Origin of the sequence: Saliphagus infecundisoli (genome assembly GCF_020177375.1) — an archaeon.
GTDB classification, from domain to species: domain Archaea; phylum Halobacteriota; class Halobacteria; order Halobacteriales; family Natrialbaceae; genus Saliphagus; species Saliphagus infecundisoli.
On sequence record NZ_JAIWHV010000001.1, the window covers coordinates 792,298 to 817,458 of the forward strand.

The window sequence follows — 25,161 nt, forward strand, 5'->3', positions numbered from 1 at the left end:
GGTCGTCGGACGGACACCGACCGAGGGAACGAACGATGGACACAGTCGAACAGGAACTGACGGGCGCGATCGGGGACTCGATCGGGAGAGCGAGGGCCTTCGCCGGCTACGTCGAGAGCGCGGGCGACGTCGATCCGGAGGCGGCGGGTCCCGAGCCGATCGACACTGCGGGGATCGCCCGATCGCTTCGGGGGTATCTCGTCGGGATCAATGCCGCCGTCGATCTCCTCGACGTCCGCGACGGCCGGGAGTCGGCGCCGACGGGGCTGGGAGCCCACGGACCGCTCCGGCGGTTCGCCCGCAGGAACCGGACGGCGATCGTCGAGTTCCGGGCCGATCCCGCCGAGGCGGCGAACCCGGAGGAGGACCTGCTGATCCTCGGGTTCGAGATCGACGCCGAGCGCCGGCGGTTCTACGCCGACGTCCCCGCGCTCCCGGCGGCGGTCGAGGACGCCTACACGGGAGAACGGTACGTCCCCTACACCCGCCCCGATGACCGACCCAAGGTTCCGGTCTCCGGGCTTTGTCTGGAGATCACGGACCGGGTCGAACGGTGGGCGAGTCGTCGCCGAGAGGGGTGAGAAACCGAGTCCATCCGCTCCGGCACTCACTCCTACGGGCCTGTGGATACAAGAGGTTCTTGGATATTACCATCGGAAAGTAATATCGTCGAGAACGGAGCCGGGTCGGTAACGACTCCATGGCCGTGGTTCGAATCCGGCCGCCGTGAGAGGGTAGGCCGTGCGTACACGATCGTTTCAGTGGCCGTAGATCCCGTTAGGCGGAGAAATCGGACTCTTATCGTGGAAACGATAGGTGGGTGATTAACCCGAGACGGTAGCCGATCCCGGTGGGGTTACGTGAGATGCATATAGGAATCGTGGGGCTGGGATACGTCGGTGCGCCGCTCGCGGCAGCGTTCGCGGACGCCGACTTCCCGGTCACCGGCTACGACGTGGACGACGCGCGAATCGACTCCCTCCGGGCGACCCGTACGCTGGTCGCGGAGCCGGCCGGAGGCGCGACCGGCACGGAGTCGGCGGGAGGGGCGGGCGGTACCGAACCGCCGGTCTACACCACCGATCCCGACTCGCTGACCGCCTGTGACGTGATCGTCACGGCGGTCCCGACGCCCCTAACCGGGGAGTCGAGCCCGGATCTGAGCAGGGTCCGGGCGGCGGGTCGGACGATCGGCGAACGGCTCACCGCGGGGACGACCGTCGTCCTCGAGTCGACGGTGTATCCGGGCGCGACCCGGGGGGAGTTCGTCCCCGAGATCGAGGACGCCTCGGGCTTTCGGCTGGGGGCGGATTTCGAGGTCGGCTACTCGCCCGAACGGATCGATCCCGGCAGCGACCGACGGCTCGAAACCACGACGAAGCCCGTCAGCGCGAGCTCGACGGCCACCCGGTCGATGCTCGCCGCCCTCTATGGGGAGGTCGTCGGCGACGTCCACCTGGCGCCGTCGATCGAGGCCGCCGAGGCCGCCAAGTGTCTCGAGAACGCCCAGCGCGACGTGGACATCGCGTTCGTCAACCAGTTCGCGATGGCGTGTTCGGGGATCGACTGGCTCGACCACGAGGAGGTCCTCGCGGTCGCGGACTCGAAGTGGAACTTCCGGCGCTACGAGCCGGGGCTGGTCGAGGGCCACTGCATCCCGATCGACCCGTACTTCCTGGCCCACGCGATAGAGCGCGAGGGCGGGGAGACGTCGCTCATCCGGGAGGCCAGGGCGGTCAACGAATCGGTCGTCGACCACGTCGGCTCGCTGACCGTCGAGGCGTTCGAGCAACGCCGCGAGCGCGTTGGCGGAGGTGGCGGGGAGCGCCTCCTCGCCGTCGGTCTCGCGTACAAGCCCGACACCGACGACGTCCGGTCGAACGCGAAACGCCGGCTGTTCGACGGGCTCCGCGAGGCCGACATAGAGCCGATCGGCTACGACCCGCACGTCGATCCCGACGCGGCAACCGAGGAGTTCGGCATCGAGGTCAGGCCCGAACTCGACGTCAGCGACGTCGCGGGCGTGCTCGCGCTCACCGCACACGACCGGTTCGACGACCTCGCCGTCGAGGACCTCGTCGGAGATCTCCCGGAGTCCCCGGTCGTCGTCGATACGACCGGTCGTCTCGAGGCGCCGGCCGACGCCGACGTCATCTACCGGAGGCTCTAATGGCGGACCGATCGTCGTCGGGGGCCACATCGACCGATCCCCTCCCGGCAGAGCCCCGAAGCGACGGGGAGGTCCGGGCACGCAAACGATCCCACGGCGAGGCGATCGACCACCTCGCGGGCCGGCGCGTCCTCGTCACGGGCGGGGGCGGGTTCATCGGCTCGAACCTCGCGGCGTGGCTCGCGCCACACGCCGAGGTCACCGTCCTCGACGACTTCACCAGCGGCGCCCGCGAGAACGTCAGCGACCTGAGGGTCGACGTCGAGACGGCCGACGTCCGCGACCGCGAGGCCGTCGCGGCGGCCGTCGACGGCCAGGACGTCCTCGTCCACATGGCCGCGATGGCGGGCGTCCAGCGGACGATCGACAACCCGGTCGACACCCTTGAGGTCAACGTCGAGGGCACCCGGACGGTCCTCGAGACGGCTCTCGAGGCGGACGTCGATCGAGTCCTCTTTACTTCGACCTCGGAGATGTACGGCGACCTCTCGGAGCCGCCGTACCGCGAGGACGGCCCGATCGCGCCCAAGACCAACTACGCGGTCGCGAAGGCGGTCAACGAGCGCTACGTCCGGGCCTACTGCGAGCAGGCCGGGATGTCCTACACGATCGTGCGCTACTTCAATGTCTACGGGCCCAACCAGGACGGCTCGACCGACGGCTACGTCGTCCCGAAGTTCGTCCGGCGCGCGCTCGCCGACGAGTCGGTCCCGGTCTACGGCAGCGGCGAGCAGAGCAGGGACTTCACGTTCGTCGACGACGCGATCGACGGAACGGTCCGCGCGCTCGGCCCCGCCGGCCGGAACGGGACGTTCAATCTCGGGACGGGCATCGAGACGAGCGTCCGGACGCTCGCCGACCGGGTCGCGGAGGTCGTCGGGGGCGGCCGGGTCGAGCACGTCGAGGATCCCCGTCCCTACCGAGTCGAGCGCCGGTGTGCCGACGTCACGAGGGCGCGCGACCGGCTGGGCTACGAGCCGCGGGTTCCCCTCCGGGAGGGGATCGGGAGAGTCGCCGAGTCGGTAGCGCCCGCGGGAGGGGAGGCCCGATCCGGCGACCGCTGATACGGTTTGCTGTACCCGTTTCCCGGGGTACCCGCATGGCGGGTCGAGGGTACGCCGGTGATGACTTACAACGGTCCGGATGAGGCGGCCGGACGACCGCAGGGTTTTGGTCGCGGGGTTCCAACGTCCGCCAAATGAGGTTCGTCGAGGAAGTCGTCGTCGAGGAGTTCCTGCCGACGGTGCGGTCGCTGCTGGCGGCCGAACTCCGCGAGCAGGGACTGACCCAGAGCGAGGTCGCGGACGTGCTCGGGATCAGCCAGAGCGCCGTCTCGAAGTACGCCCACGGCGACGTCGAGACCACCGAGGCGATCGCCGAGGACGAACGGGTGCGGTCGCTGGTCGATCGGCTGGGGGAGGAACTCGCGACCGGCGAGACGACCCGGGTCGGTGCCTTAGTCGAGATCGAGGTCCTGATCCGCGAACTCGAGGCCGGCGGCGACGTCCTCTCGCGGCTCCACGAGGAGCGAATGCCCGAACTCGCCGACCACGACGCGAGCATCCGGGTCCACGACCCCGACAACGAGCTTCGGACCAGCGAGCGGGTGCTCTCGTCGGTCCGTCGAGGGCTCCGGATCGTCGAGTCGGCCAGCGGCTTCGCCGGGCTGATCCCGGCGGTGGGGTCGAACCTCGTCGCCGCGCTCCCCGACGCCCAGGACGTAGACGACGTCGCAGGCGTCCCCGGCCGGATCGTCGACGTCAAGGGCCGGGCGACGGTGCCCGCCGAGCCGGAGTTCGGGGCCTCGGGCCACGTCGCGAGCGTGCTGCTCGCGGCCCGCGCGGCCGGAAGCCCCGCGTCGGCCGCGATCAACCTCCGGTACGACGCCGGGATCGTCGCCGACCTGCGGGAGGCCGGCCACGTCGCCGTCGAGTTCGACGCCGAGGGCGACCTCACCGAAAGCGTCGGGGAGGCGATCAAGGCCGAACCGGAGGCGACGGCGCTCTACCAGACCGGCGGCTACGGGATCGAGCCGATCGTCTACGTGCTCGGCCCCGACGCCGAGGCGGTCGCCGACACCGCCCGGTCGCTGCTCTGAGCCATGACCGGGCCGTCCGGACCGAACGGCGGAGCGAAGCGGACGAGCGACGGGGAGGACGCCCAGGGGTTCTACGGCAGGTGGGCCCGCCTCTACGACCTGCTCGCACGGCGGACCCCCGGGATCGTCGCCCTCCGGAAGCGGGCGGCTGCGGCCTGCGAACTCTCTCCGGGCGACCGCGTCGTCGAGATGGGCTGTGGCACCGGCGCGAACCTCCCCCATCTGCGGGAGTCGGTCGGTCCCGAGGGCAGCGTGGTCGGCGTGGATTTCACCCGACCAGTGCTCGAGCGCGCTCGCGGGCTCACCGCCGACTACGACAACGTCCACGTCGTCCGCGCCGACGCGACCCGGGCGCCGGTCGCCGACTGCGACGCGGTACTCGTGACGTTCGTCGTCGGAATGCTCGCCGATCCCGCGGGCGCGGTCTCCGACTGGGCGGACCTCGTCGGTCCCGGCGGACACGTCGTTCTCGTCAACGCCGCCAGCAGCCGCCGGTGGTACGCCCCGGCGGTCAACGCCGCGCTCCGGGCGGTAACGATCCTCTCGACGCCCCCGACGACCCGACTCCGGTACGACGAGGATCCACTCGATCGCCTCGACGAACGGGTCGCGGCGGCTCACGACCGGCTCCGGGAGCGGTCGTCGGCGGTCGCCGACGAGACCCACGCCCTGGGCGCGGTCCGGCTCACCGGCGGCCGGGTGCGGTGAGCGCGGTATTGGGGTCAGCCCTCGAGACCCTCGTAGCCGACGAGGCGCTCCCGAAGCCCCTCGGGGATCGGCGTCGGGCGGCCGTCGCCGCTGACCGAGACGAGCGTCGTCTCGCCGGTCGCCGCCACGTCGTCGCCGTCGCGGACCTCGTAGGCCATCGTCACGCTGGTCTCGCCGACCGCCGTCGTCTCGACGGCGACGGTAAGCGGCCCCCGCCGGGCGACGGGGCGCTCGAAGGAGAGTTCGATTCCCGCGACGACGCCGGGGAAGCTTTCAGGGTCCTGGTCGATCGCGTCCTTCAGGTAGGCGATGCGGGCTTCCTCCAGGTAGGTCGCGTAGACGGCGTTGTTGACGTGGCCGTAGGTGTCGAGATCGCTGTAGCGGACCCGCACCTCGGTCGTGAAGGGATCGTCCATGGCGGAGAGACGGGGCCTCGTGTCAAGTGCGCTGTGGTCTCTCCGGCGCTCGACTCCTCTCCCGGTCTCTCACCCGCCGCCGTAGCGGTCGGCGTGGTCGGGGCAGAACTCCGGTTCGCGGAGTTGTGCCTCGATCAGGTCCTCCTGATAGTGGGCGTCGTAGAGCCGACAGCCTTCCTCGGGGCAGAACGCCTCGCCCGTCTCGAGGAAGTGGACCGCCGCGAGGGCGTACCCCTTCAGCGCGTCGGTCGTCCGGGGGTCCGAAGCGATCAGAAACTCGCCCTCGACCTCGTTCTCCAGGACCTCCCGCGGCGGGGCACCCCCCGAAAGCAACGCGTGGCGTTCCTTCTCTCGATAATACGCCTCGGGCTTGGCGGGGGCCTCGTACAGCCCCGGGACGGAGACGATCGAGGGCTGGCCCGGAACCACGACGCGCTTGTGCCACCGGGCGTCGTGGTCGCCCCAGGTCGCGATCGCCCGATCGAGCAGGACGACATGAGCGTGGTCGAGCCCGCGTTCGCCCACGGGGAGGGCGTCGTTGAACGCCAGGCGGAGGGCGATCCCGTCGTAGAGCACCCCGCCCGCGCGCTCTGGCTCTGCCATGGCGCGCTCCTCGTAGCGGACGGCGCCGAGCATCGTGTTGCCGGTCTCTCGCTCGCCCGGCGAGCGGACCCGCGCGGCGGCGAACGCCTCCGCGAGGGAGTCGTCGCCGTCGGTCCTCAGAAAGCGATCGCGAACCTCCACCCGACCACCGATCCGCTCTGCGAGCCACTCCTCGATCGCGTCGGCGTCGGCAACGGTCGTCGGCGCGCGGTAGATCGAAACTCGCTCCACGCTCATGAAACCTCTTCGTGGTACCACCGACGAAACGCTTCCGGTCGCGCCCCACCACAGCGATTTTCTCCCTGTCGGCCGACCGACCTCTATGGTCGATGCACTCGAGTACCACGAGGAGACGAACCACTCCCCCCGTGAGATCCACAACGGCGACTTCTCGCTGGATCCGCGGACCAAGCCCCGGCCGTACAAGGTCTACGAGGACCTCCCGCGGGTCGAACTGCCGTCGATTCGCCCGCCACAGGGGCCGGCACTCGATGCGATCTCGGAGTCTCGAGCGGATCCCGTGACCGACGCCGCCGACGGACCGGAGGAGTTCGGCCGTGAGGCCCTCGCGACGCTCTGTTACGAGGCCAGCGGCGTCATCCGGGAGATCACCACGTCCGACGGCCGCGAGATGGCGTTCCGGGCGGCCTCCTGTACGGGAAAGCTCTACCACGTCGACCTCTACGCCGTCTGTGGCGACTTCCCCGATCTCGCCGCCGGCGTCTACCACTTCGATCCCTCGCGGATGGCGCTTGACGTCCTCCGGGAGGGCGACTTCCGGGGGATCGTTGCCAACGCAGTAGGGGGTGGCGGCGACGGCTCGACCGGCGTCGCCGACGCGCCCGTGACGTTCGTCGCGACCTCGACGTGGTGGCGAAACGCCTGGAAGTACCGCGAGCGCACCTATCGACACGCCTTCTGGGATTCGGGGACCGTACTCGCGAACCTGCTGGCGGCGGCCCACGCGACCGACCGGCGAGGGGAAGTCGTCGCCGCCTTCGCCGACGACCCGATCGCCGAGTTGGTGGGCGTCGATCCCGGCAAGGAGGCACCGATCGCACTCGCGCCCGTCGGGAGCGGCGATCCGGTTCCCGATCCCCACCCAGTGGAGCCGATCGACCCTGCGACCGAACCGCTCTCGTCCGACTGCGAGGAGTACCCACTGATCGGCGAGGCGTGGGGGGCGAGTACCCTCGCCGACGGCGACGCGGTCGGGAAGTGGCGCCGGCGGGTCCGGGACGCGATCAGCGGGCGTCGCTTCGGAAGTCAGACCGAGGACGACGAGGACCGAGAACGGATCGCCCTCGACCCCGTCGATTCCGAGACGGCCTCCGCGCGCCCCCTGCACGCCACGATCCGGCGGCGGGGCTCCTGTCGGGAATACTCCAGGGAGGGACCGAGCCGACGGCAGGTCAGGACGATCCTCGACCGGGCGACTCGAGGCGTTCCCGCCGACTGGAACGCCGGGGCGGGAAACGGCCTGGCGTTCACCGACCTCCACGTCCTCACGACCGGCGTCTCGGGGATTCCCGACGGGAGCTACCGGTACCGTTCCGACGAGGACGTCCTCGAGCGAGCCGCAGAAATCGACCGTGAGGAGAAAGCGAGGCTCGCACTCGACCAGTCGTGGGCCGGCGACGCCCACGTCAACGTCTACCTGCTCGCCGACGTGGAGGGGATCGTCGAGGAGTTCGGGAATCGGGGCTACCGGCTCGCCCAGTTGGAGGCGGGGCTCACGCTCGGCCGACTCTACCTCGCGACCTACGCCCACCGCGAGCTGGGCGGGCTCGGGCTCACGTTCTACGACGACCTCGCCAGCGAGAAACTCGCCCAGGGGGAACGGACGCCGACCTGTCTGTTCGCCTTCGGGAAGCGGGGAGACTAAGCAGGATTCTCAGTCGTCGGCGGGTGCTCGCGAGGTCATCTCGACGGGGTCGGCCTCGACCTCGAGTTCGTCGAGTGCGACCTGGGCGGCACGCTTGCCCGAGACGAGCATGGCGCCGAAGGTGGGCCCCATCCGTGGGAGGCCGTAGGTGGTCGCGACGGCCATCCCGGTCGCGATCAGGCCGTCGTGGACGAGGCCGGTGTGTTCGACGACGGCGTCCTCGCTCTCGCCGACCCACATCGAGTCGTGGCCCGGCGAGTCGTGGCCGGGCGCGCCGTAGGAGTCGTCGCCCGTCTGGTCCATCCCGCCGGCGCTCGCGGCCGCGTCGCCGATCCCCGGGGCGTCGAGGACGCCGCGTTCGTGGAGTTTGGTGACCGCCATCGCGTCGTGGCCGGTGGCGTCGATCACCAGACTCCCCTCGACGGCGATCGGATCGACGCAGGTGATCTCCCGGGGCAGGGCGTGGACCGGCGTCCAGTTCATCACGATCCCGCCGACTCTGTGATCCTCGCGGATCACGATGTCCGTGAACTCGGTCATGTTCTGCATCTTCGCGCCCGCGTCGCAGGCGGCCTTGATCAGTCCCGAACAGGCCTCGGGACCGTTCGCGACGTACAGACCCTCGCTGTCGCGGGACTGCTTGAAGTCGACGTCCAGGTCCTCGAGAACCTGCTGGGCCGGATCCCGGACGGTGACCTTGTTCATCAGGAACCCGCCGAGCCAGAACCCGCCGCCCAGATAGTTGTTCTTCTCGACGACCATCACCTGGACTCCCCGCTCGGAGAGCTCCTTTGCGGCCATCAGCCCCGACGGGCCGCCGCCGACGATGATCACGTCCGAGTCCGAGAAGTCCATGAACTCCTCGGTCCACTCCTGTCCGATCGCGCGGGTCACGTCCGCCTCGCCGACGTCGCTGAACTGGCCGAACTCGCTCATACAACGAGGTAGTACCACTGGGTATAGAAAAGACTGTCGTCCCGCCGTCCGAACCCTCAAGGTGAGACCCTTCCAACGTACCGCCAGGATGAAACGCCGCGCGTTCCTCGTCTCCCTGCTCGCGGCCACGGCGGGCTGTCTCGACCGCTTTTCGGAGGACGAGGGCGGCGATCCGATCGACCCCGAGGACGTTGCGATCACCTACGACGAACTCGTCCGGGAGGACGCCGGTACCGACGACGAACGCGTCTACGTCTGGGGGGTCGTCCGCAACGAGGGCGACCGGGAGATGAGCTTGGTCGAGATCCGGGCGATCTTTCTGGACGACGACGGCGAGGAGCTAGACCGGGTCATCGAGGCCGTTCCCGACGTCACCTCCGGCGACGAATGGGAGTTCGAGATCGAGTTCCCCGACTTCGGCGAGCGTGCCCGCAGGGTTGCCGGCTACGACCTCGAGATCGTCACGGGCGTATAGCAATGAGATCGACGACCACCCTCCCCGATCGCGCGACCGCCTCCGGAACGACCGGACAGACTGGCATGTCCGTGCGAACACTCCCCACGAGACGGCCATGAGCGACCACGACGAGGGCGTGTCGGTGCTCGCCAAACAGGGAACGATCACCTTCGTCGGCAACGTCGCCAACGGACTCTTTGGCTTCGCGATCGTCATGCTGATGACGCGGTACGTCAGCCCCTCGATCTACGGGCTGTTCATCCTCGCGACCTCGATCGTCCTCTTCATGCAGGTCTTCGGGAACCTCGGACTCCCGCTGGCGATCGACTACTTCGTTCCCCAGTACCTAGACGACGGCGAGCAGGGGAAGGCAAAAGGCGTCATCGTCCAGGTGACCGCGACCGTGCTGGTGACTTCGACGATCGTCGCCGGTGTGCTGGCCTACGGCGCCACCTTCCTCTCCGTGTTCCTGGGCGAGCCCTCTCTCCGGATCGCGCTGCTCGCCCTGAGCGTCACGATTCCGATGCTCGCGATCTACAACGTCCTGCTCACGTCCTACTACAGCATCAAGAAGCTCCAGTACCGTGTGATCATGCGCGACCTCGTCCGTCCGACCGTCCGCTTTTCGATCACGCTCGGGCTCTTGCTCGCGGGCTTTGGCCTCTTCGGGCTGCTCGGGGGGTATATCGTCGGTCTCCTGGTCGCCATCTCGGTCGGGACGGCCGTCTTCCTCTACAAGGCATGGTCGGTGCTCACGGCCGAGACGGAGTTCGTCCCCGCCCGCCCGCTGGTCACCTACTCGGTTCCCCTGGCGATGACGAGCGTCGTCTTCGTGCTCATGGGCCAGGTCGATTACTTCGTCCTCGGGTTCTTCCTCGACTCGGGCGACGTCGGGATCTACCGCGTCGGCTACATGCTCGGCTCCGCGCTCATGATCATCTTCAACTCGCTGGCACCCGTCTTCAAACCCCTCATCGCCGAGACCAGAGACGACAGCGAACTCGTCCGGGAGCGCTTCCGGATCGCCGCCCGCTGGATCGCCGGCTTCACCCTCCCGATCGCGATCGTCCTCTCGCTCGGCGCCACCTCCTACCTCTCGGTGTTCTACACCCCCCAGTACGCCGAGGCGAACCTCGTCGTCGTGACCCTCTGTGGCGCCTTCCTCTTCAACGCCGTCTTCGGCGGCCCCGACGGCACCCTCCTCCAGGGGATGGGCTACTCGCGGATCGTCTTCGCGAACACGCTGGTCCTCTTCGGGGCGAACACGCTCGTCTCCTTTCTGCTCGTCCCTCGCATCGGTATCGAGGGCGCCGCGATCGGCTCGGCGACCGCGCTCGTCCTCGTCGGCCTGCTCACGCTCGCCGAACTCTACTACCTCGATCGGGTCCACCCGTTTACGGCCGCGTTCGGGAAGGTGCTCCTCGCGGGCGTCCCGGCAACGGCCGCCGGCGCCGTCGTCGTCACCCTCCTCGAGTCGACCACCGCGATCGCCGCCGCCCTCCCGGTGGCCGTCGTCGGCACCTACGCGCTCGCGCTGGTCGCCACCGACGCGTTCACCGAGGCCGACGCCCGGATGGCCGCCGAGTTCGGCGTCGGGCTCGAGAACTGGTCGCCCCGCTCGACGCTCGACCGGCTCGGCTCCCGCCTGCGGGGTCGGTAGGTCGGAATCCTCATAGCGAACCAGTCGTTAGACGCCTCCGATGGGTTACAGCGAGGACGTCGTAAAGCCCTCCGGCGGAGCACGATCCCCCAGATCCACTACCTCTTCCGGGGGACCTTCGGCGGCTACGCCGTGAGCCCCACGACCGCCGAGGAGTACGTGTTGACCGCCCACTGTAGCGAGGCGTCGATCGAGGCCGTCCTCTCGGAGATGGGGTTTTCCCGGAACCCGATCGCCTCCCTGAAGGTCCGATTCGACGGCAACACCTCGGAGGGATCGTGGGTCTGGCGGCCCTCACTCGGCTCCTTGTGGCAACTCCACGTCGTCCTCCACGCACTGACGGACGACCCCGACGACCGCGTCGACGTCTACGCCCACTGGGAGTGTTCCTGGATCCGCCACCCCTTCAGACACTACGTCGCCCGGGGGTACGACGCCGAGACGGGCGTCGAACTCGCCCGCCGGTGGCTCACCGGCTACGACGGCGACGCCATCGACGGGCTCGAGTACGAGATCGACGACTCCATCGAGCGCCGGCTGAGCGAGCGCCTCTCGCTTTCGTACTACAAGGTAAAGGAGTACGAACTCGCCCTCCGCAAACGCCTGCCGCTGGTTGACGGCGACGACCGCGGGATGACGATCGACCGCGAGGACGCCCGCGACGCCGTCTCCCCGCGGATCACCGACGAGATCTGATCCCTTCGCTCGATCACCGTCGGTCCACCGTGACTCTCGGCCGCGGCTCCGGACTATCGGCCGGTCGACCGGCGATCGGGTTCGGCCGCTCCAGTCCCGCTCGACCCGCGGATCCGGAGGAGTTCGTAGCAGTAGCCGACGGCGACCGACACTGCGTAGCAGCCGACGGTGAAGGGAACCCAGTACGCCCAGAACTCGAAGCGCGCCGAGAGGGCGTTGCCGATCGCCGTCCCGACCACGTAGATGAGATAGCCCGGCAGCGCCAGCGGCGTCATCCAGGCGGTCCTGAGCCAGCCGGCCGCGAGGGGCACGACGAGGACGGCGTAGGTGGCGAGCGTCGCCGGCCCCGCGAGGACCCGCCGGAGCGAGACGGTTCGTTCGGTCATCGGCCCACACCCCCCCGGCCGTCGGCCGCTTCGAGCAGTCCGTGGAGCGAGAGGACCTTCGCGACCGCGTGGCGGGTCAGCTCGTTTTTCGCCTCCTGGTCCAGGAGGAACGCGGTCGTCTCGAAGAGGTAGGCGTCGGCGCCGAACTCCCGGTCGACCGCGTGAAAGAGCAGCGGGCCCCCCATCATGCTCGTGGCCGCGGTGAACCGGTGAAAGGGCATGTACCACGGGATCGCGACCTCGTTCAAGTACGCCGCGAGCTCCTCGCCGCGGGCCGACGGCGAGTGAAAGATCGCCTGGCCGACGTATCTGGGATGGACGCCGTAGATCCCGAGCGAGCGGTGGAGGTCGAGGAAGACGTCGGGGGCATGGCGTTCGATGGTGGTCCAGAGCCCGCGGGCGAGCTCCGTCTCCGGGGGTCGATCGGGCGGAAACTGGCGGTTCAGGTCGCCGCCGACCCCGTCCCGGCGACCGTTCTCGATCGCGACCCGGTTGGCCTCCGGGATCACGACCAGCCGGCCCGCGTCGGGATACCAGCTCGCGGCCTCGCGGGCGACCTCGATCCCGTTGGGTTCGTCGCCGTGGATCCCTCCCGTCACCATCACCGTCGGTCCCGCTTTCGGCGCGTCGACCACGTAGAGGGGCGTCTCGTGGCGGGTCCCGGGGAGGATCGTCTCGGTCTCCGTCCGGACGGGCTCGCCGCCGGGACGCCGTGCGGCCGCCACCAGCCCCGCGCCGGCCGAGGCGTTCTCCCGGCCGACCACGGTCGTTCCCGCGAGGATATCGGTCACGAGAACCTCCCATCGGGTCATCGTCGTCCCCGAGGCCCTCGCCACTAATGCGTGTTTCCCTCCGGAGCAAAGCGGTTCGATACCGAACCACTATACTCCCCGGCGACGTACGGCCGGCGATGGCATCCGACCGCTCGAGCCCCGCGGCGACTGCCCGGGAACCGAACCCCGAGGCCTGCCCGGTGATCGAATCGATCGAACAGATCGGCTCCCAGTGGCGCCTCGCGGTCCTCCACGAGCTCCAGGACGGCGAGTACCGGTTCAACGAGCTCAAGCGGGCGACCGGCGCGAACGCACGGACCCTCTCGCGAGTGCTCGACGACCTCGGCGAGACGGGGTTCGTCGACCGCCGGCTCGAGGAGGACGCACCCGTCGCGACCTACTACAGCCTCACCGCGAAAGGCGAGTCCCTCGCGCCGGTCTTCGACGAGATCGAGTGCTGGGCGGGCGACTGGCTCGGAGAGGTCGAAACCGAGTGAGACGCCGGACTACAGGACGCCCATCTCGTCCAGCCGTTCGGGCAGATACGTCTCCGTAACGAAGTCGAGCCCGCGGGCGGCGAGTGCCTGCTGTTCTGCCTTCTTGTCGATTTCGAGCTGGAGCTCGATCTGTTCTTCCCAGTAGTCGGTCTGGAACCGGGGGTCCTCGAGTTCGCTCTCCAGGGCGTTGACGTCCGAGTCCGAGAGGGGGTCCGTCGGGAGGTCGTACTCGACGATGTCGGCGGGCTGGATCCCGATGAACTGCGCCTGGGGCGTCGCGAGGTACTCCGAGAGGTGAGCGGACTTGATCGAGCCGTAGGCGACCGAGCCGAAGATCCGGTAGGACCACGGGTCGCCGTCGGTAAACACCGTCACGGGCAGGTCGAGTTCGTCGTGGAGGCGCTTCGTGAGCCGCCGGGTCGCCCGCGCGGGCTGGCCCCCGAGGTGGACGGTCAGCGCGCCGAACTCCTCGTCGAACCCGTTCTCGACGAGCCGGTCGCGCATCCCGCCGGTCTCGACACAGAGGACGAACTCGGCGTCACACTCGAGGAACTCGATCGTGTCGGGATTGTTCGGGATCTGGTAGCCACCCTGTCCGACGTCGTCCTGGCAGTGGATCTCTCTGGCACCTCGGTTCGTCTGCTCTCTGATCCGAAGCGGCCCCATCACCTTCGCGCCCGATTCCTCGGGGCGCATGTGGAAGTCCTCGCGGGTGACCTCGCTGACGATCTCTAGGTCCTCGACCAGTTGGTTTGACTCGTCCTGGTCGTTGAACTGGGCGTTGTCGTTGTCCCAGCTTTCGGAAAGGTAGTACAGCTCACGCAGGGTCGACGACCTGTCCTGCTCTAGCTGGTCGGCGAGGAAGTCGATGGTGTAGACTGCCTTCAGGAGCTTCTGGGCGCCCCGAACGGAGTTCGCCGACCGCGTCGATTCCCGGTCGCCGTACACCCAGACGTCGGCCTCCTCGTCGTACTCGATGTTGCTCTTCGTCCGGGTCGGGATCGACATCGAGGGGACCTCCCCCTGCTCGAACTGGTCGTAGAACCGTGCGGCGAGGTCGATCAATTGCTCTCTGGCCCGGTCGTCGTCTGCGCTCATTGGTTCACCGTGAGTTTCTCGGTTTCGACTCCCTTCACGTCGAGGTCGAACGCCGCGTCGTCTCCCGTCCGGTACTCGAGCACTGCTTCGCCGTCGCTGGGAACGTCGGTCTCCCAGCGGACGAACCACTCGCCGTCCATCTCGACGACGCTCGCGCCGTCGCTCACCTCCGTCGGTTCGGCGGTGACGATGTCGGTGAGTTCGATCGACTCGTTGGTCCCCGAGTGGTTCTCGATGGCCACCCGGACCCGCTGGCCGTCGCCGTTCGCCTCCGTCCGGCGTTCGACGAGCACGTTGTTCATGATCCGGGCGATCGCGTCGTCGATCTCGGGTTCGTCGTTGCCCGTGACCTCGGCGACCTTCTCTGCCATCTCGGGGAGGATCTCCCCGAGTACGCTCTGTTTCTTCCGGCGTTTCTGCATCGACCGGCGCTTATTGAGGTAGCTCTTCAGGTCGCGGGCGGCCTCCCGGATCGCGAGTTCGATCTCGTCTTCGATCTCGGGGACGTTCGCGACGGCGTCCTTGGACTCGCTCGTGAAGGGGACGTTCGTCGAGGCGACGTGGACCATGATCACGGCGGGGCCGTTGGGCATCCCGCTGCCGCCCGGCTGATCGAGCCCGTAGTTGCGCCACCCGATCCCCTTGACGACGTCGGTCGTCGCACACGCCCCGCGCTGGTAGACCAGCGGGACCCGATTGGCAAAGCGCATCACCTCGGCGCTTCCCTCGGCCTCGATCTCGCCGCCGTAGGCGATCCCCGCCTCGACGATGAACGGGTCCCCGCCCGCCACGCCCGCGTCGCGGGTCGCGGCCGCGTAGAAGTCCGCGTCGTACTCCTTTTCGAGTCCGGCCTGGATCAGCTCGGACGAAATCGGGGAGAGACACCGCGTCGGCGGCGCCATGATGTCGGTTTCCCGCATCGCCTCGACGAGGTCGCTGGCGGCGTCCCGGCTCCCGGCCAGTTCGCGCACGAGCGGCGGGTCGTCCGGCACCGTCTCCATCACCGACCAGACCGACTCGACGACGTTTTCCCGGGCTGTTTCCCCGAAACTGACGTCGTCGTACTCCTCGGTGAGTTCGGCGGCGCGGCCGACCCGGTCCTCAAGCTCGTCGCGGGTCAGTCGGTGACTTCCCTCCCTGAAGGTGCCCGCGAGTCGGTCGGCAAAGGCCCGGATCACGGCGTCGTCCTTCCGGGAACTCGTCGCGTCGTCGGCGATCCGGTAGAGGTCGTCGGCGGTTCGGGATTCGTCACCGGCGTCGTCCTCGCTCCCGTCGCCTGCACCGACGACGGTCCGCCAGGCGGCCTCGGTCGCGCGCTCGCGGACCGTCTCGCCGAAAGTCGTTCCGAACTCCTCACCGATCTCCTCGGCTGCGTCCTCGACGATCTCGCTGAGCTGGTGGTGGGCGACGCGCTCGCGCTTTCTGAGGGAATCGGCGACTCCCTCCGCGAAGGCATCGGTCGCGTCGGCTCCCTTGTTCGCGGTCGCCTCGACGACCGCGCTCGCGACGTCGACCTCCGAAACCCCTCCGCGAGCGCCCGGCGGCGTCCAGGCCATCTCGCGGCCGTAGTGGCGATCCCGGAAGGCGTCGACGACCGAGTCGGCGGTCTTCTTGCCTACCCGGGTGAACTCGCCCTGGAGGAAGCCCGAGACGGAGTGTGAGTCCGTCGAGCCGAGCATCTTGATCACGGTCCCGAGTTCGACGCCGTGGGGGTGGGGACGGATCTCCTCCGTCTCCTCGGGAAGCTGGTCGGTCGCACGCTCGGACTTGAAGTGGGCGTTGGGCTCGCGAAGCTCGATCCGGGCGTGGGGGTTGACGACCGCCGTGTGCTTGATGTAGTCGTGGAGTTGCGACCGGGCTCGCATGTTCGCCTCCATCTCGAGTTCGATCCGGGTGCCGTGGGGGCGATCCCAGGTCGTCTCCTCGGAGACGCTGATCTCGGGTTCGTTCTCGTCGGTGTCGATGATGAGCTCGAAGTACTTCGCGGTCTCGCCTCCCTGGGTCCGGCTCGTGATCTTCGCGGGTTTGCCGCTCGTGAGTTGGCTGTAGAGGACGGCCGCGGAGATCCCGATCCCCTGCTGGCCGCGGGACTGCTCGCGAACGTGGAATCGGGAGCCATAGAGGAGTTTCCCGAAGACCTTCGGCAGCGAGTCGGCGGTGAGCCCCGGACCGTTGTCCTCGACGATCAGGCGGTAGTAGTCGCCGGCCTCCTCGATCTCGACGTAGATGTCGGGCAGGATTCCCGACTCCTCGGCGGCGTCCAAGGCGTTGTCGACGGCCTCCTTGACGGCCGTGACGAGGCCGCGGGCGCCGCTGTCGAAGCCGAGCATGTGCTTGTTCTTCTCGAAGAACTCGGCGATCGAGATCGCCCGCTGGTTGTCCGCGAGTTCCTCGGCGATCCCCGGATCGTCGCCGAGGGTCGACTGGAGCGACGTCATTACACCTCCATACTAACGGCGCGGGTAAAAGCTGTGCGTTACCGGAGTGAAAGTGAATCGTGGTGTTGGCCGCTCTACGCGCGAGCGCGCACACGTGAGCTTTATCAAGGACCGACCACTACCCGAAGACAGGTTTCTCATGTCCCAGGAACGCGAGTACGGCGCCGGCCAGATCCAGGTTCTAGAAGGCCTGGAGGCCGTCCGGAAGCGGCCGGCGATGTACATCGGCTCTACCGACACGCGAGGACTCCATCACCTGGTCTACGAGGTGGTGGACAACTCGATCGACGAGGCGCTCGCCGGCCACTGCGAGGAGATCACCGTCACCATCCGCGAGGACGGCGGGGTCTCCGTCGCCGACGACGGCCGGGGAATCCCCGTCGACACCCACGCCGAATACGACCGTCCCGCCCTCGAGGTCATCATGACGGTGCTCCACGCCGGCGGGAAGTTCGACAACAAGTCCTACCAGGTGTCGGGCGGGCTCCACGGCGTCGGCGTCAGCGTCGTCAACGCCCTCTCCGAACGCCTCGAGACCGAGGTCAGCCGCGACGGCGGGGTCTTCTCTCACACCTTCGCGGGGGGCGCCCCACAGGGCGAGATGGAACGCGTCGGCGATCTGGAGGGCGAGGAGACGGGAACTGAGATCACGTTCTGGCCGGACTCCGACATCTTCGAGACGACCGACTTTTCCTTCTCGACGCTCTCGAACCGGCTTCGGGAGCTGGCCTTCCTCAACTCCGGGGTCGCGATCACGCTGCGGGACGAACGCGCCGAGGACGACCGAGACGGAAGCCACGACGGCGAGAAGGTCGAGGAGACCTACCGCTACGACGGCGGGATCCGTGAGTTCGTCGAGTATCTGAACGAGACGCGCTCGGCGATGCACGACGACGTCATCTACTTTGAGGATAGCGGCGAGGGAATCGAAGTCGAGGTCGCGATGCAGGCGACCCAGGAGCTCCAGGGCTCGATCCATGCCTTCGCGAACAACATCAACACTCGCGAGGGCGGCACTCACCTCACCGGGTTCAAGACCGCGCTCACCCGGGTTGTCAACGACTACGCGGGCGAGAACGACCTGCTCTCGGACCTCGACGAGAACTTGCGGGGCGAGGACATCCGCGAGGGGCTGACGGCAGTGATCTCGATCAAACACCCCGACCCCCAGTTCGAGGGCCAGACGAAGACGAAACTCGGCAACAGCGACGTCCGGGGGATCGTCGAGAGCACGATCCACGAGGGCCTGGGCACCTACTTCGAGGAACACCCCGACACCGCTCAGGCGATCGTGATGAAGGCCGTCGAGGCCGCGAAAGCCCGGAAAGCGGCGAAGAAGGCCGAAGAGCTCACCCGTCGGAAGTCCGCGCTCGACTCGACGTCGCTGCCCGGAAAGCTCGCGGACTGCCAGACGAAAGATCCCGAGGAGGCCGAACTGTTCATCGCGGAGGGCGATTCGGCGGGCGGGAGCGCCAAACAGGCCCGCGATCCCGAGTTCCAAGCAGTGCTCCCCATTCGGGGGAAAGTGCTCAACGTCGAGAAACACCGGTTGGACCGCATCCTCGAGAACGACCAGATCCGAAATATGATCACCGCGATCGGCGCGGGGATCGGCGACGAGTTCGACGTCTCTGACGTCCGCTACAAGAAGATCATCATGGCGACCGACGCCGACGTCGACGGCGCCCACATCCGCACCCTGCTGCTGACCTTCTTCTACCGGCACATGCGCCCGCTGCTCGAAGGCGGTTACGTCTACGCGACCCAGCCGCCCCTCTACCGCATTCGCTACCGCGGGGAGACCTACGACGCGATGACCGACGCCGAACGCGACGAGATCGTCGAAGAGAAATGTAACGGCAACCCGACCCGCGTCCAGCGGTTCAAGGGCCTCGGCGAGATGAACCCCGAACAGCTCTGGGAGACGACGATGAACCCCGAAAACCGCATCCTGAAACGGATCACCGTCGAGGACGCCGCCGCCGCCGACAAGATGTTCTCCGTACTGATGGGCGACGCCGTCGGCCCGCGCAAACAGTTCATCAAGGATCACGCTCCCGAAGCCGAGTGGATCGATATATGATCCGACAATTCGAGGTAATTCCATGAGTTCAGACGTTCCCGATCCCACCGACATCGACGCCGCAGCCGTAGAGTCCGTCCGCATCGAAGACGAGATGGAACAGAGCTACATCGACTACGCAATGAGCGTCATCGCGGGACGTGCCCTCCCCCGTGTCGAGGACGGGCTGAAGCCGGTCCACCGTCGGATCCTGTACGCGATGCATGAGATGGGCGTCACCTCAGGCTCCTCCCATCGGAAGTCGTCCTCGATCGTCGGCGAGACGATGGGTGACTACCATCCCCATGGTGATAGCCCGATCTACGACACCCTGGTCCGGATGGCCCAGGAGTTCTCGATGCGCTATCCCCTCGTCGACGGCCAGGGGAACTTCGGCTCGATGGACGGCGACCCCGCTGCAGCGCCCCGATACACCGAGGCCCGGATGGCCGCCGTCTCCGAGGAACTCCTCTCGGACATCGAAAAGGACACCGTCGACTTCTCGGCGAACTACGACGACCGCTTACAGGAGCCCGACGTCCTTCCGGCCGCGTTCCCGAACCTGCTGGTCAACGGCTCCTCAGGGATCGCCGTCGGGATGAGCACGAACATCCCACCGCACAACCTGGGCGAGGTGATCGACGCGACGGTCGCACTGATCGAGAACCCGGAGGCGACCGTCGAGGACCTGATGGACCACGTCAAGGGCCCCGACTTCCCGACGGGCGCGAACATCGTCGGCCGGGACGCCATCTACTCGGCGTACAAGACCGGCCGCGGACGCATCCGGGTGCGCGCCGAGTTCGAAGTCGAGGAGTTCGGCAACGACCGCGAGCGGATCGTCATCTCGGAGCTCCCCTACCAGGCCAACAAGGCCCGGCTGGTCGAGCGCATCGCCGAGGACGTCACCGACGGCGAACTCGAGGGCATCAGTGACCTCAGAGACGAGTCCGACCGCGACGGCGTCCGGATCGTCGTCGAGCTCAAGCGCGGCGCGAACACCGAGGTCGTCGAGAACCGCCTGCTCGAGAACCACCTGGAGAAGACCTTCGGCGTCATCAACCTCGCGCTGGTCGACGGCCAGCCCCGGGTTCTGAGCCTGAAAGAGACCCTCCAGGAGTACGTCAACCACCGCCGCGAGGTCGTCCGGCGGCGCAGCGAGTACGACTTGGCGGAGGCCGAAGAGCGCGCACACATCCTCGAGGGGCGACTGCGAGCGCTGGAACACGTCGAGGCGGTCGTCGACTTGATCCAGAACTCCGAGGACCGCTCGGCCGCAAAGGAGGGCCTACGCGAGACCTTCGAGTTCTCGGCCGACCAGGCCGACCACATCGTTCGGATGCAACTCGGGAGTCTCACCTCGATGGAGGCCGTCGAGATCGAGGAGGAGTACGAGGAGGTCGAGGTCGAAATCGAGCGCCTGGAGGCGATCCTCGACAGCGACGAGCGTCTCGACTCGGTGATCACGGAGGAACTCCGCGAGATCAAAGACGAGTACGACGATGACCGGCGGACGTCGATCGTCGAGGACGCGGGCACCGTGACCCACGAGGACCTCATCCCCGAGGAGGAGGTCCTCGTCGTGATGACCGAGGACGACTACGTCAAGCGAATGCCGGTCGACGCCTTCGACCCCCAGGGTCGGGGCGGGAAGGGGATCATCGGCGCGGACGTAAAGGAGGGCGACCGGGTAACGGCCGTCTTCCGGGCGAACACCCACGACTACCTGCTTTGCTTTACGAACCACGGCCAGGTCTACCGGCTCAAGACCTACGAGATCCCCGAGATGGGTCGTACGGCACGGGGGAAGTCGGCGGTCAACATCATCGACCTTGATCCCGGCGAGGAGATCACGGCCGTCGTCGACACCGACGAGTTCGCCGAAAGCGAGTGCGTGACGACGGTCACCCGCCAAGGGTACGTCAAGCGGACGGCGGGTGAGGCCTTCGAGAACATTCGCACGACGGGCCTGATTGCGGCCTCTCTCGAGGAGGGCGACGAACTGGTCGACGTCGAGGTCACCGACGGCACCGGCGACCTCGTCGTCGCCACCGAAGGCGGGATGACGATCCGCTTCGAGGAGGGGGAGGTCCGGGAGATGGGTCGGAACGCACGGGGCGTCGGCGCGATCAAACTCGAGGGCGACGATGCGGTCGCGGGGCTGGTCGCGACCGGCGACGCCGAGGACGGCCGCTCGCTGCTGACGGTCACGGAGCGTGGCTACGGAAAGCGCACCCTCCTCTCGGAATACCGGACCCAGTCGCGCTACGGCAAGGGGTTGATCGACATCAAGACCGACGACCGCAACGGACCGGTGACGGCCGTCGAGGCCGTCGACGCGGACGATCACCTGATCGTGATGAGCGAGCGCGGCCAGATCATGCGCACTCGGGCCGCCGAGATCTCGACGGTCGGGCGGAACACGCTGGGCGTAACGGTGATGGACGTCGCGGCCGACGACGCGGTGGCGAGCGTCGACGTGCTCCCCGCTGTGGAGGACGGGGAGCGAGAAGCGTCGGACGACGCGGAGTGAGTCGGCCGCCGGTCAGTGGGCCGGCTCCTCGGCGGGGGCGACCATGTCGTCGATCCGGAGGATGAGGATGTTGTTCGTGTCGTCTTTCCCGTCGACGCTGCCCTCGATCTTGAGCTTCGAGAGCGGCGTCGGGCCGACGGTCACGGAGTCGTCCTCGTGAAAGCCGTCGATCGCCCCCTGGATGTGGACCTCGGCACGACAGAGTTCGGGGTGGTGGACGCTCGAGAGGTCGATCTCCTCGACGATGACGCCCTCGACGTCCTCGCCCTCATGGCGAAGCGGGACGGAGGCGGGCTCGTCCATCTGCTGGATCTCGAGGGCCTCGTAGGCCGTCGCCGTCGGCTTGTAGCCGCCTTTCGGCCCGGGGACGCCCTCGACCAACTGGAGGGCTTTCAGGCTCTGCATCTGGTTGCGGATCGTTCCGGGATTGCGGTCGACCTGCTCGGCGATGTCCTCGCCTTTGATCGCGTCCTCGGAGTCCTTGTGGAGGTTCGTCAGCGCGCGCAGGATCTTCTTCTGGCTCGGGGTGAGTTCGATCGATGACATGATGTGTTGTGTGATATCCTTCGTGATAGATTTCCTTAAACCCGTGGATTGGCGATCGGTTACGTCGATTCGTAGTTTCGGAGGGCTCCACTAAACCCTTTGCCCCGACCGATCGTGGGATTTTCCCGGCCAGGAACGATTCGCGAGGTCGAGAGCGGGTCTGCGGTCGCTCCGTCGCCGTACTCTCCTCAGCCCTCGACCTCGGCCGGCGGGGCAACCCGGACGTGTCTCGCGACCTCCTCGGGCAGAGAAACGTCCTCGTCGTGGCCCGCCGCCCGCGCCGTGATCATTCCGAAGGGGGCGATCTCTCTGATCTCGAGGGAGACGCCGGGTTCGACGCCGTGGTCTGCGAGATATGAGAGCACCTCGGCGTCGCGGTCTGCGACCTCCCGGACGACGACCCGGTCGCCCTCCGCGAACGCCGAGACCGGATCACCCGTCCGCGTCGATGGAGGCTCCAGGTCGGCGCCGGGGATCGGCGAGCCGTGGGGATCGACCTCGGGGTCGTCCAGGGCGGCCGCGACCCGGGTTTCGAACTCCTCGCTGATGTGGTGTTCGAGCCGGTCGGCCTCGTCGTGGACCTCCGCCCAGTCGTAATCCAGGTGTTCGGTCAGGTAGGCCTCGAGCAGGCGGTGGTGGCGGACGACCTCGATTGCGACGCCGCGGCCCTCCTCGGTGAGCCGGACGCCCTTGTACTTCTCGCGGTCGACGAGCCCGCGGTCCTCTAGCTTCTCGACCATGCTCGTCACCGTCGGCGACGTGACCGAGAGCTCCTCGGCGATCTCGGAGGTCTTGATCCGGTCCTCCCGCTCGCGCTGGAGCCGGTAGATCGCCTTGAGGTAGTCCTCCATCACGTCGCTCAGCATCACCCGGAGATTAGGTCCGTCTATTCCTAAAGCTTCCGTCCGCCCGGTCGGCGAGTCGCCTACAACTAAACCGCCCGCCGCCGTAGGTCGGCCATGGACGGAGCCGTCCGGGTGATCGGCGCGCCGATGGACTACGGGACGAACCGACGCGGGGTCGACATGGGCCCCTCCGCGATCAGGTACGCGGGACTGGCCGACGGGCTGGCGGAAGCCGGAACTACCCCGACCGACGACGGCGACCTCGTCGTCGCCCGCGCGGAGGAACGCGACCCCGACGCCAGCCCGCCCAGCGAAGGCGAGGCGAAGTTCCTGGCGGAGATCGAGGACGTCTGTACCCGACTCGAGGAGCGAGTGGCCGAGACCATCGCCGAGGGCGTCACCCCGCTCGTGCTCGGCGGGGACCACTCCATCGCGATCGGGACGGTAGGCGGTGCCGCCCGCGAGGCGGATCTCGGCGTCGTCTGGTTCGACGCCCACGGCGACTTCAACACCCCCGAGACCTCCCCCAGCGGGAACGTCCACGGGATGCCGCTGGCGGCGATCCTCGGACGGGGCGCCTTCGGCGGGATGGAGTGGGCCCGGGCGCCCGGGGTCCGCGAGGAGTCCGTCGCCTACGTCGGTCTCCGGAGTCTCGACGACCGCGAACGCGTGGCGATCCGCGACAGCGAGATGACCGCCTACACGATGTCCGACATCGACGAGCGGGGGGTCAACGCCGTCGTCGAGGACGCCCTGGAGGTCGCCGCGGCGGGCACCGACGGGGTCCACGTCAGCCTCGATCTGGACTGGCTCGACCCCAAGACCGCACCCGGGGTCGGCACCCCCGTCCGCGGGGGCGTCAGCTACCGGGAGGCCCACTCCGCGCTCGAGTCCGTCTCCGAACGCCTCGGCGATTCGGGACTCCTCCGGTCGATGGACGTCGTCGAGGTGAATCCAATCCTCGACGAAGCGAACGAGACCGCGACCCTGGCGACCGAACTCGCGGCCAGCGCGTTCGGACGACGGATCATTTGAACCGTCTTTCGTCGGGCCGCCCGTCGAACGGGGCGGGCACAAATATTGCCACACGCTTGCGCTTCCGGCAGTCGGCTCCGCGTGGTACTGACGGACACACCGTTCGCGCTTCAACACCTTTGTATCGGTGTGTTTCCGAGGGGCGGGTATGCCAGAGAACGTCGTCGTTCTCGGGGCCGGGTACGCCGGCGCCGGAACGATCAAGAAGCTCCAATCGGAACTCGACGACGACGCACGGATCACCTGGGTCTCCGAGACCGACTACCACCTCGTGCTCCACGAGTCCCACCGCGTGATCCGGGACCCGGGCGTGCGCTCGGACATCACGGTCCCCGTCCACGACATCGCCGACCCCTCCACCCGGTTCGTCCAGGACACGGTGACGGGCCTCGACACCGACGACCAGGTCGTCTCCCTCGCCGAGGGCGAGGACGTCGACTACGACTACGTCCTCGTCGGCCTCGGGAGCCAGACCGCCTACTACGGCATTCCCGGCCTCGAAGAGCACTCGCTGACCCTGAAGAGCCTGGAGGACGCCCTCGAGATCCACGACGCGATAGACGCCGCGAGCCGGGAGGCGACTCGGGGCGAGCCCGCACAGGTCGTCGTCGGCGGCGCCGGGCTCTCGGGGATCCAGTCGGCCGGCGAGATCGCCGAGTTCCGCGACGCCAACCGCGCGCCGATCGACGTCCACCTCGTCGAGGCCCTAGAGGAGATCTTCCCGGGCAACGACCCCGAAATCCAGCGCGAACTCCGCTCGCTGCTGGAGGAGGCGGGCGTCCGCATCCACACCGACGACCCGATCACGGAGGCCGAGGACGGCACGATCCACTTCGACGAGGGCGAGCCCCTCGACTACGACGTCTTCGTCTGGACAGGCGGGATCACCGGCCAGGACGCCATGGAGAGCGCCGACCTCGAGAACGAACACAACCGGGTCACCACCGAGGCGAACTTCCGGACGAGCGACGACCGGGTGTTCGCGATCGGCGACTCGGCGATCGTAGACCAGGGCGACGTGCCCGCGCCGCCGACGGCCCAGGCCGCCTGGCAGGCCGCCGAGGTCGCCGGCGAGAACATCGCCCGCGCGATCGAGAACCGCCCGCTTTTGACCTGGGAGTACGACGACAAGGGGACGGTCGTCTCCGTCGGCGAGAAGGCCGTCGCCCACGAGGTCTCGATGTACCCCTTCGGTGACACCTTCGGGGGCTTCCCCGCGAAGAACCTGAAGAAGCTGATCGCGGCCCGCTGGATCGCGGACCTCACCTCCTGGAACCGTGCGCGAACCGCCTGGTCGTCACTGTAGCTCGATCGACACG

Annotated in this window: 22 protein-coding genes and 1 pseudogene; 14 read left to right on the forward strand and 9 right to left on the reverse strand. The window is 67.9% G+C overall.

Annotated elements, in window-relative coordinates:
- Positions 1-35 precede the first annotated feature (35 nt).
- The 5 genes from LCF40_RS04480 to LCF40_RS04500 all read left to right on the forward strand — a co-directional run bounded on the left by LCF40_RS04480 (position 36) and on the right by LCF40_RS04500 (position 4,976).
- Entirely contained in the window at positions 36-581 is a 546-nt protein-coding gene (locus tag LCF40_RS04480) for a hypothetical protein (protein WP_224827521.1), read from the forward strand.
- Between the two features lie 284 nt (positions 582-865).
- A complete protein-coding gene (locus LCF40_RS04485; protein ID WP_224827522.1) occupies positions 866-2,170 on the forward strand; it encodes a nucleotide sugar dehydrogenase in 1,305 nt (434 codons plus the stop codon).
- Positions 2,170-3,234, forward strand: a complete 1,065-nt coding sequence (locus tag LCF40_RS04490; RefSeq protein ID WP_224827523.1) for an NAD-dependent epimerase/dehydratase family protein — start codon at positions 2,170-2,172, stop codon at positions 3,232-3,234. Before LCF40_RS04485 ends, LCF40_RS04490 begins: the two co-directional genes overlap by 1 nt.
- A 134-nt stretch (positions 3,235-3,368) precedes the next feature.
- A complete protein-coding gene (locus tag LCF40_RS04495; RefSeq protein WP_224827524.1) occupies positions 3,369-4,268 on the forward strand; it encodes a thiamine-phosphate synthase family protein in 900 nt (299 codons plus the stop codon).
- Positions 4,269-4,271: 3 nt separating this feature from the next.
- Positions 4,272-4,976 carry a class I SAM-dependent methyltransferase gene (locus LCF40_RS04500; protein WP_224827525.1) on the forward strand — a complete coding sequence of 235 codons (705 nt, stop codon included), beginning with the start codon at positions 4,272-4,274 and terminating at the stop codon, positions 4,974-4,976.
- 14 nt (positions 4,977-4,990) lie between these two features.
- On the opposite strand, the gene LCF40_RS04505 is transcribed toward LCF40_RS04500, so the two are convergent.
- On the reverse strand, positions 4,991-5,392 hold the full coding sequence (locus LCF40_RS04505; protein WP_224827526.1) for an acyl-CoA thioesterase: 402 nt from the start codon (positions 5,390-5,392) through the stop codon (positions 4,991-4,993).
- 69 nt (positions 5,393-5,461) lie between these two features.
- Positions 5,462-6,232 carry a DUF7001 family protein gene (locus LCF40_RS04510; protein ID WP_224827527.1) on the reverse strand — a complete coding sequence of 257 codons (771 nt, stop codon included), beginning with the start codon at positions 6,230-6,232 and terminating at the stop codon, positions 5,462-5,464.
- A gap of 85 nt (positions 6,233-6,317) precedes the next feature.
- Here LCF40_RS04510 and LCF40_RS04515 point away from each other — a divergent pair, with 85 nt between their 5' ends.
- The gene (locus LCF40_RS04515) at positions 6,318-7,880 is read left to right on the forward strand and encodes a SagB family peptide dehydrogenase (RefSeq protein WP_224827528.1); all 1,563 of its coding nucleotides are present in this window, start codon (positions 6,318-6,320) and stop codon (positions 7,878-7,880) included.
- A gap of 9 nt (positions 7,881-7,889) precedes the next feature.
- Here the strand turns inward: LCF40_RS04515 and LCF40_RS04520 are convergent, their stop codons facing one another.
- Complete coding sequence (locus LCF40_RS04520; protein ID WP_224827529.1) at positions 7,890-8,816, reverse strand: sulfide-dependent adenosine diphosphate thiazole synthase; 927 nt, start codon at positions 8,814-8,816, stop codon at positions 7,890-7,892.
- A gap of 88 nt (positions 8,817-8,904) precedes the next feature.
- On the opposite strand from LCF40_RS04520, the gene LCF40_RS04525 reads away from it, so the two are divergent.
- The 3 genes and pseudogenes from LCF40_RS04525 to LCF40_RS04535 all read left to right on the forward strand — a co-directional run bounded on the left by LCF40_RS04525 (position 8,905) and on the right by LCF40_RS04535 (position 11,629).
- Positions 8,905-9,291 (forward strand): FxLYD domain-containing protein, encoded by a 387-nt coding sequence (locus LCF40_RS04525; RefSeq protein ID WP_224827530.1) that lies wholly within the window; start codon positions 8,905-8,907, stop codon positions 9,289-9,291.
- Positions 9,292-9,388: 97 nt separating this feature from the next.
- Positions 9,389-10,933 (forward strand): flippase, encoded by a 1,545-nt coding sequence (locus LCF40_RS04530; RefSeq protein WP_114575486.1) that lies wholly within the window; start codon positions 9,389-9,391, stop codon positions 10,931-10,933.
- A gap of 40 nt (positions 10,934-10,973) precedes the next feature.
- Positions 10,974-11,629 (forward strand): annotated as a pseudogene (locus LCF40_RS04535) (hypothetical protein).
- A 53-nt stretch (positions 11,630-11,682) separates the two neighbouring features.
- Here the strand turns inward: LCF40_RS04535 and LCF40_RS04540 are convergent.
- Positions 11,683-12,015: a hypothetical protein gene (locus LCF40_RS04540; protein ID WP_224827531.1), complete on the reverse strand. Its 333-nt coding sequence runs from the start codon at positions 12,013-12,015 to the stop codon at positions 11,683-11,685.
- The gene (locus tag LCF40_RS04545; RefSeq protein ID WP_224827532.1) at positions 12,012-12,827 is read right to left on the reverse strand and encodes a succinylglutamate desuccinylase/aspartoacylase family protein; all 816 of its coding nucleotides are present in this window, start codon (positions 12,825-12,827) and stop codon (positions 12,012-12,014) included. Before LCF40_RS04545 ends, LCF40_RS04540 begins: the two co-directional genes overlap by 4 nt.
- 98 nt (positions 12,828-12,925) lie before the next feature.
- Here LCF40_RS04545 and LCF40_RS04550 point away from each other — a divergent pair, with 98 nt between their 5' ends.
- Positions 12,926-13,285, forward strand: a complete 360-nt coding sequence (locus tag LCF40_RS04550) for a winged helix-turn-helix transcriptional regulator (protein ID WP_114575483.1) — start codon at positions 12,926-12,928, stop codon at positions 13,283-13,285.
- Positions 13,286-13,294: 9 nt separating this feature from the next.
- On the opposite strand, the gene LCF40_RS04555 is transcribed toward LCF40_RS04550, so the two are convergent.
- Positions 13,295-14,383: a DNA topoisomerase IV subunit A gene (locus LCF40_RS04555; RefSeq protein WP_224827533.1), complete on the reverse strand. Its 1,089-nt coding sequence runs from the start codon at positions 14,381-14,383 to the stop codon at positions 13,295-13,297.
- The gene (locus LCF40_RS04560) at positions 14,380-16,821 is read right to left on the reverse strand and encodes a DNA topoisomerase VI subunit B (RefSeq protein WP_224827534.1); all 2,442 of its coding nucleotides are present in this window, start codon (positions 16,819-16,821) and stop codon (positions 14,380-14,382) included. The genes LCF40_RS04555 and LCF40_RS04560 overlap by 4 nt, the downstream gene beginning before the upstream one ends.
- Positions 16,822-16,960: 139 nt before the next feature.
- On the opposite strand from LCF40_RS04560, the gene gyrB reads away from it, so the two are divergent.
- Both gyrB and gyrA read left to right on the forward strand, forming a co-directional pair.
- Positions 16,961-18,904: a DNA topoisomerase (ATP-hydrolyzing) subunit B gene (gyrB, locus tag LCF40_RS04565; protein WP_224827535.1), complete on the forward strand. Its 1,944-nt coding sequence runs from the start codon at positions 16,961-16,963 to the stop codon at positions 18,902-18,904.
- 22 nt (positions 18,905-18,926) lie between these two features.
- Positions 18,927-21,416 carry a DNA gyrase subunit A gene (gene gyrA, locus LCF40_RS04570; RefSeq protein WP_224827536.1) on the forward strand — a complete coding sequence of 830 codons (2,490 nt, stop codon included), beginning with the start codon at positions 18,927-18,929 and terminating at the stop codon, positions 21,414-21,416.
- Between the two features lie 12 nt (positions 21,417-21,428).
- Here the strand turns inward: gyrA and LCF40_RS04575 are convergent, their stop codons facing one another.
- Both LCF40_RS04575 and LCF40_RS04580 read right to left on the reverse strand, forming a co-directional pair.
- Complete coding sequence (locus LCF40_RS04575) at positions 21,429-21,962, reverse strand: Rrf2 family transcriptional regulator (protein ID WP_114575478.1); 534 nt, start codon at positions 21,960-21,962, stop codon at positions 21,429-21,431.
- 188 nt (positions 21,963-22,150) lie between these two features.
- Positions 22,151-22,831: a metal-dependent transcriptional regulator gene (locus LCF40_RS04580; RefSeq protein ID WP_224827537.1), complete on the reverse strand. Its 681-nt coding sequence runs from the start codon at positions 22,829-22,831 to the stop codon at positions 22,151-22,153.
- 90 nt (positions 22,832-22,921) lie between these two features.
- Here LCF40_RS04580 and rocF point away from each other — a divergent pair, with 90 nt between their 5' ends.
- The gene (gene rocF, locus LCF40_RS04585) at positions 22,922-23,842 is read left to right on the forward strand and encodes an arginase (RefSeq protein ID WP_224827538.1); all 921 of its coding nucleotides are present in this window, start codon (positions 22,922-22,924) and stop codon (positions 23,840-23,842) included.
- 148 nt (positions 23,843-23,990) lie between these two features.
- On the forward strand, positions 23,991-25,148 hold the full coding sequence (locus tag LCF40_RS04590; RefSeq protein ID WP_224827539.1) for an NAD(P)/FAD-dependent oxidoreductase: 1,158 nt from the start codon (positions 23,991-23,993) through the stop codon (positions 25,146-25,148).
- Positions 25,149-25,161: the final 13 nt, after the last annotated feature.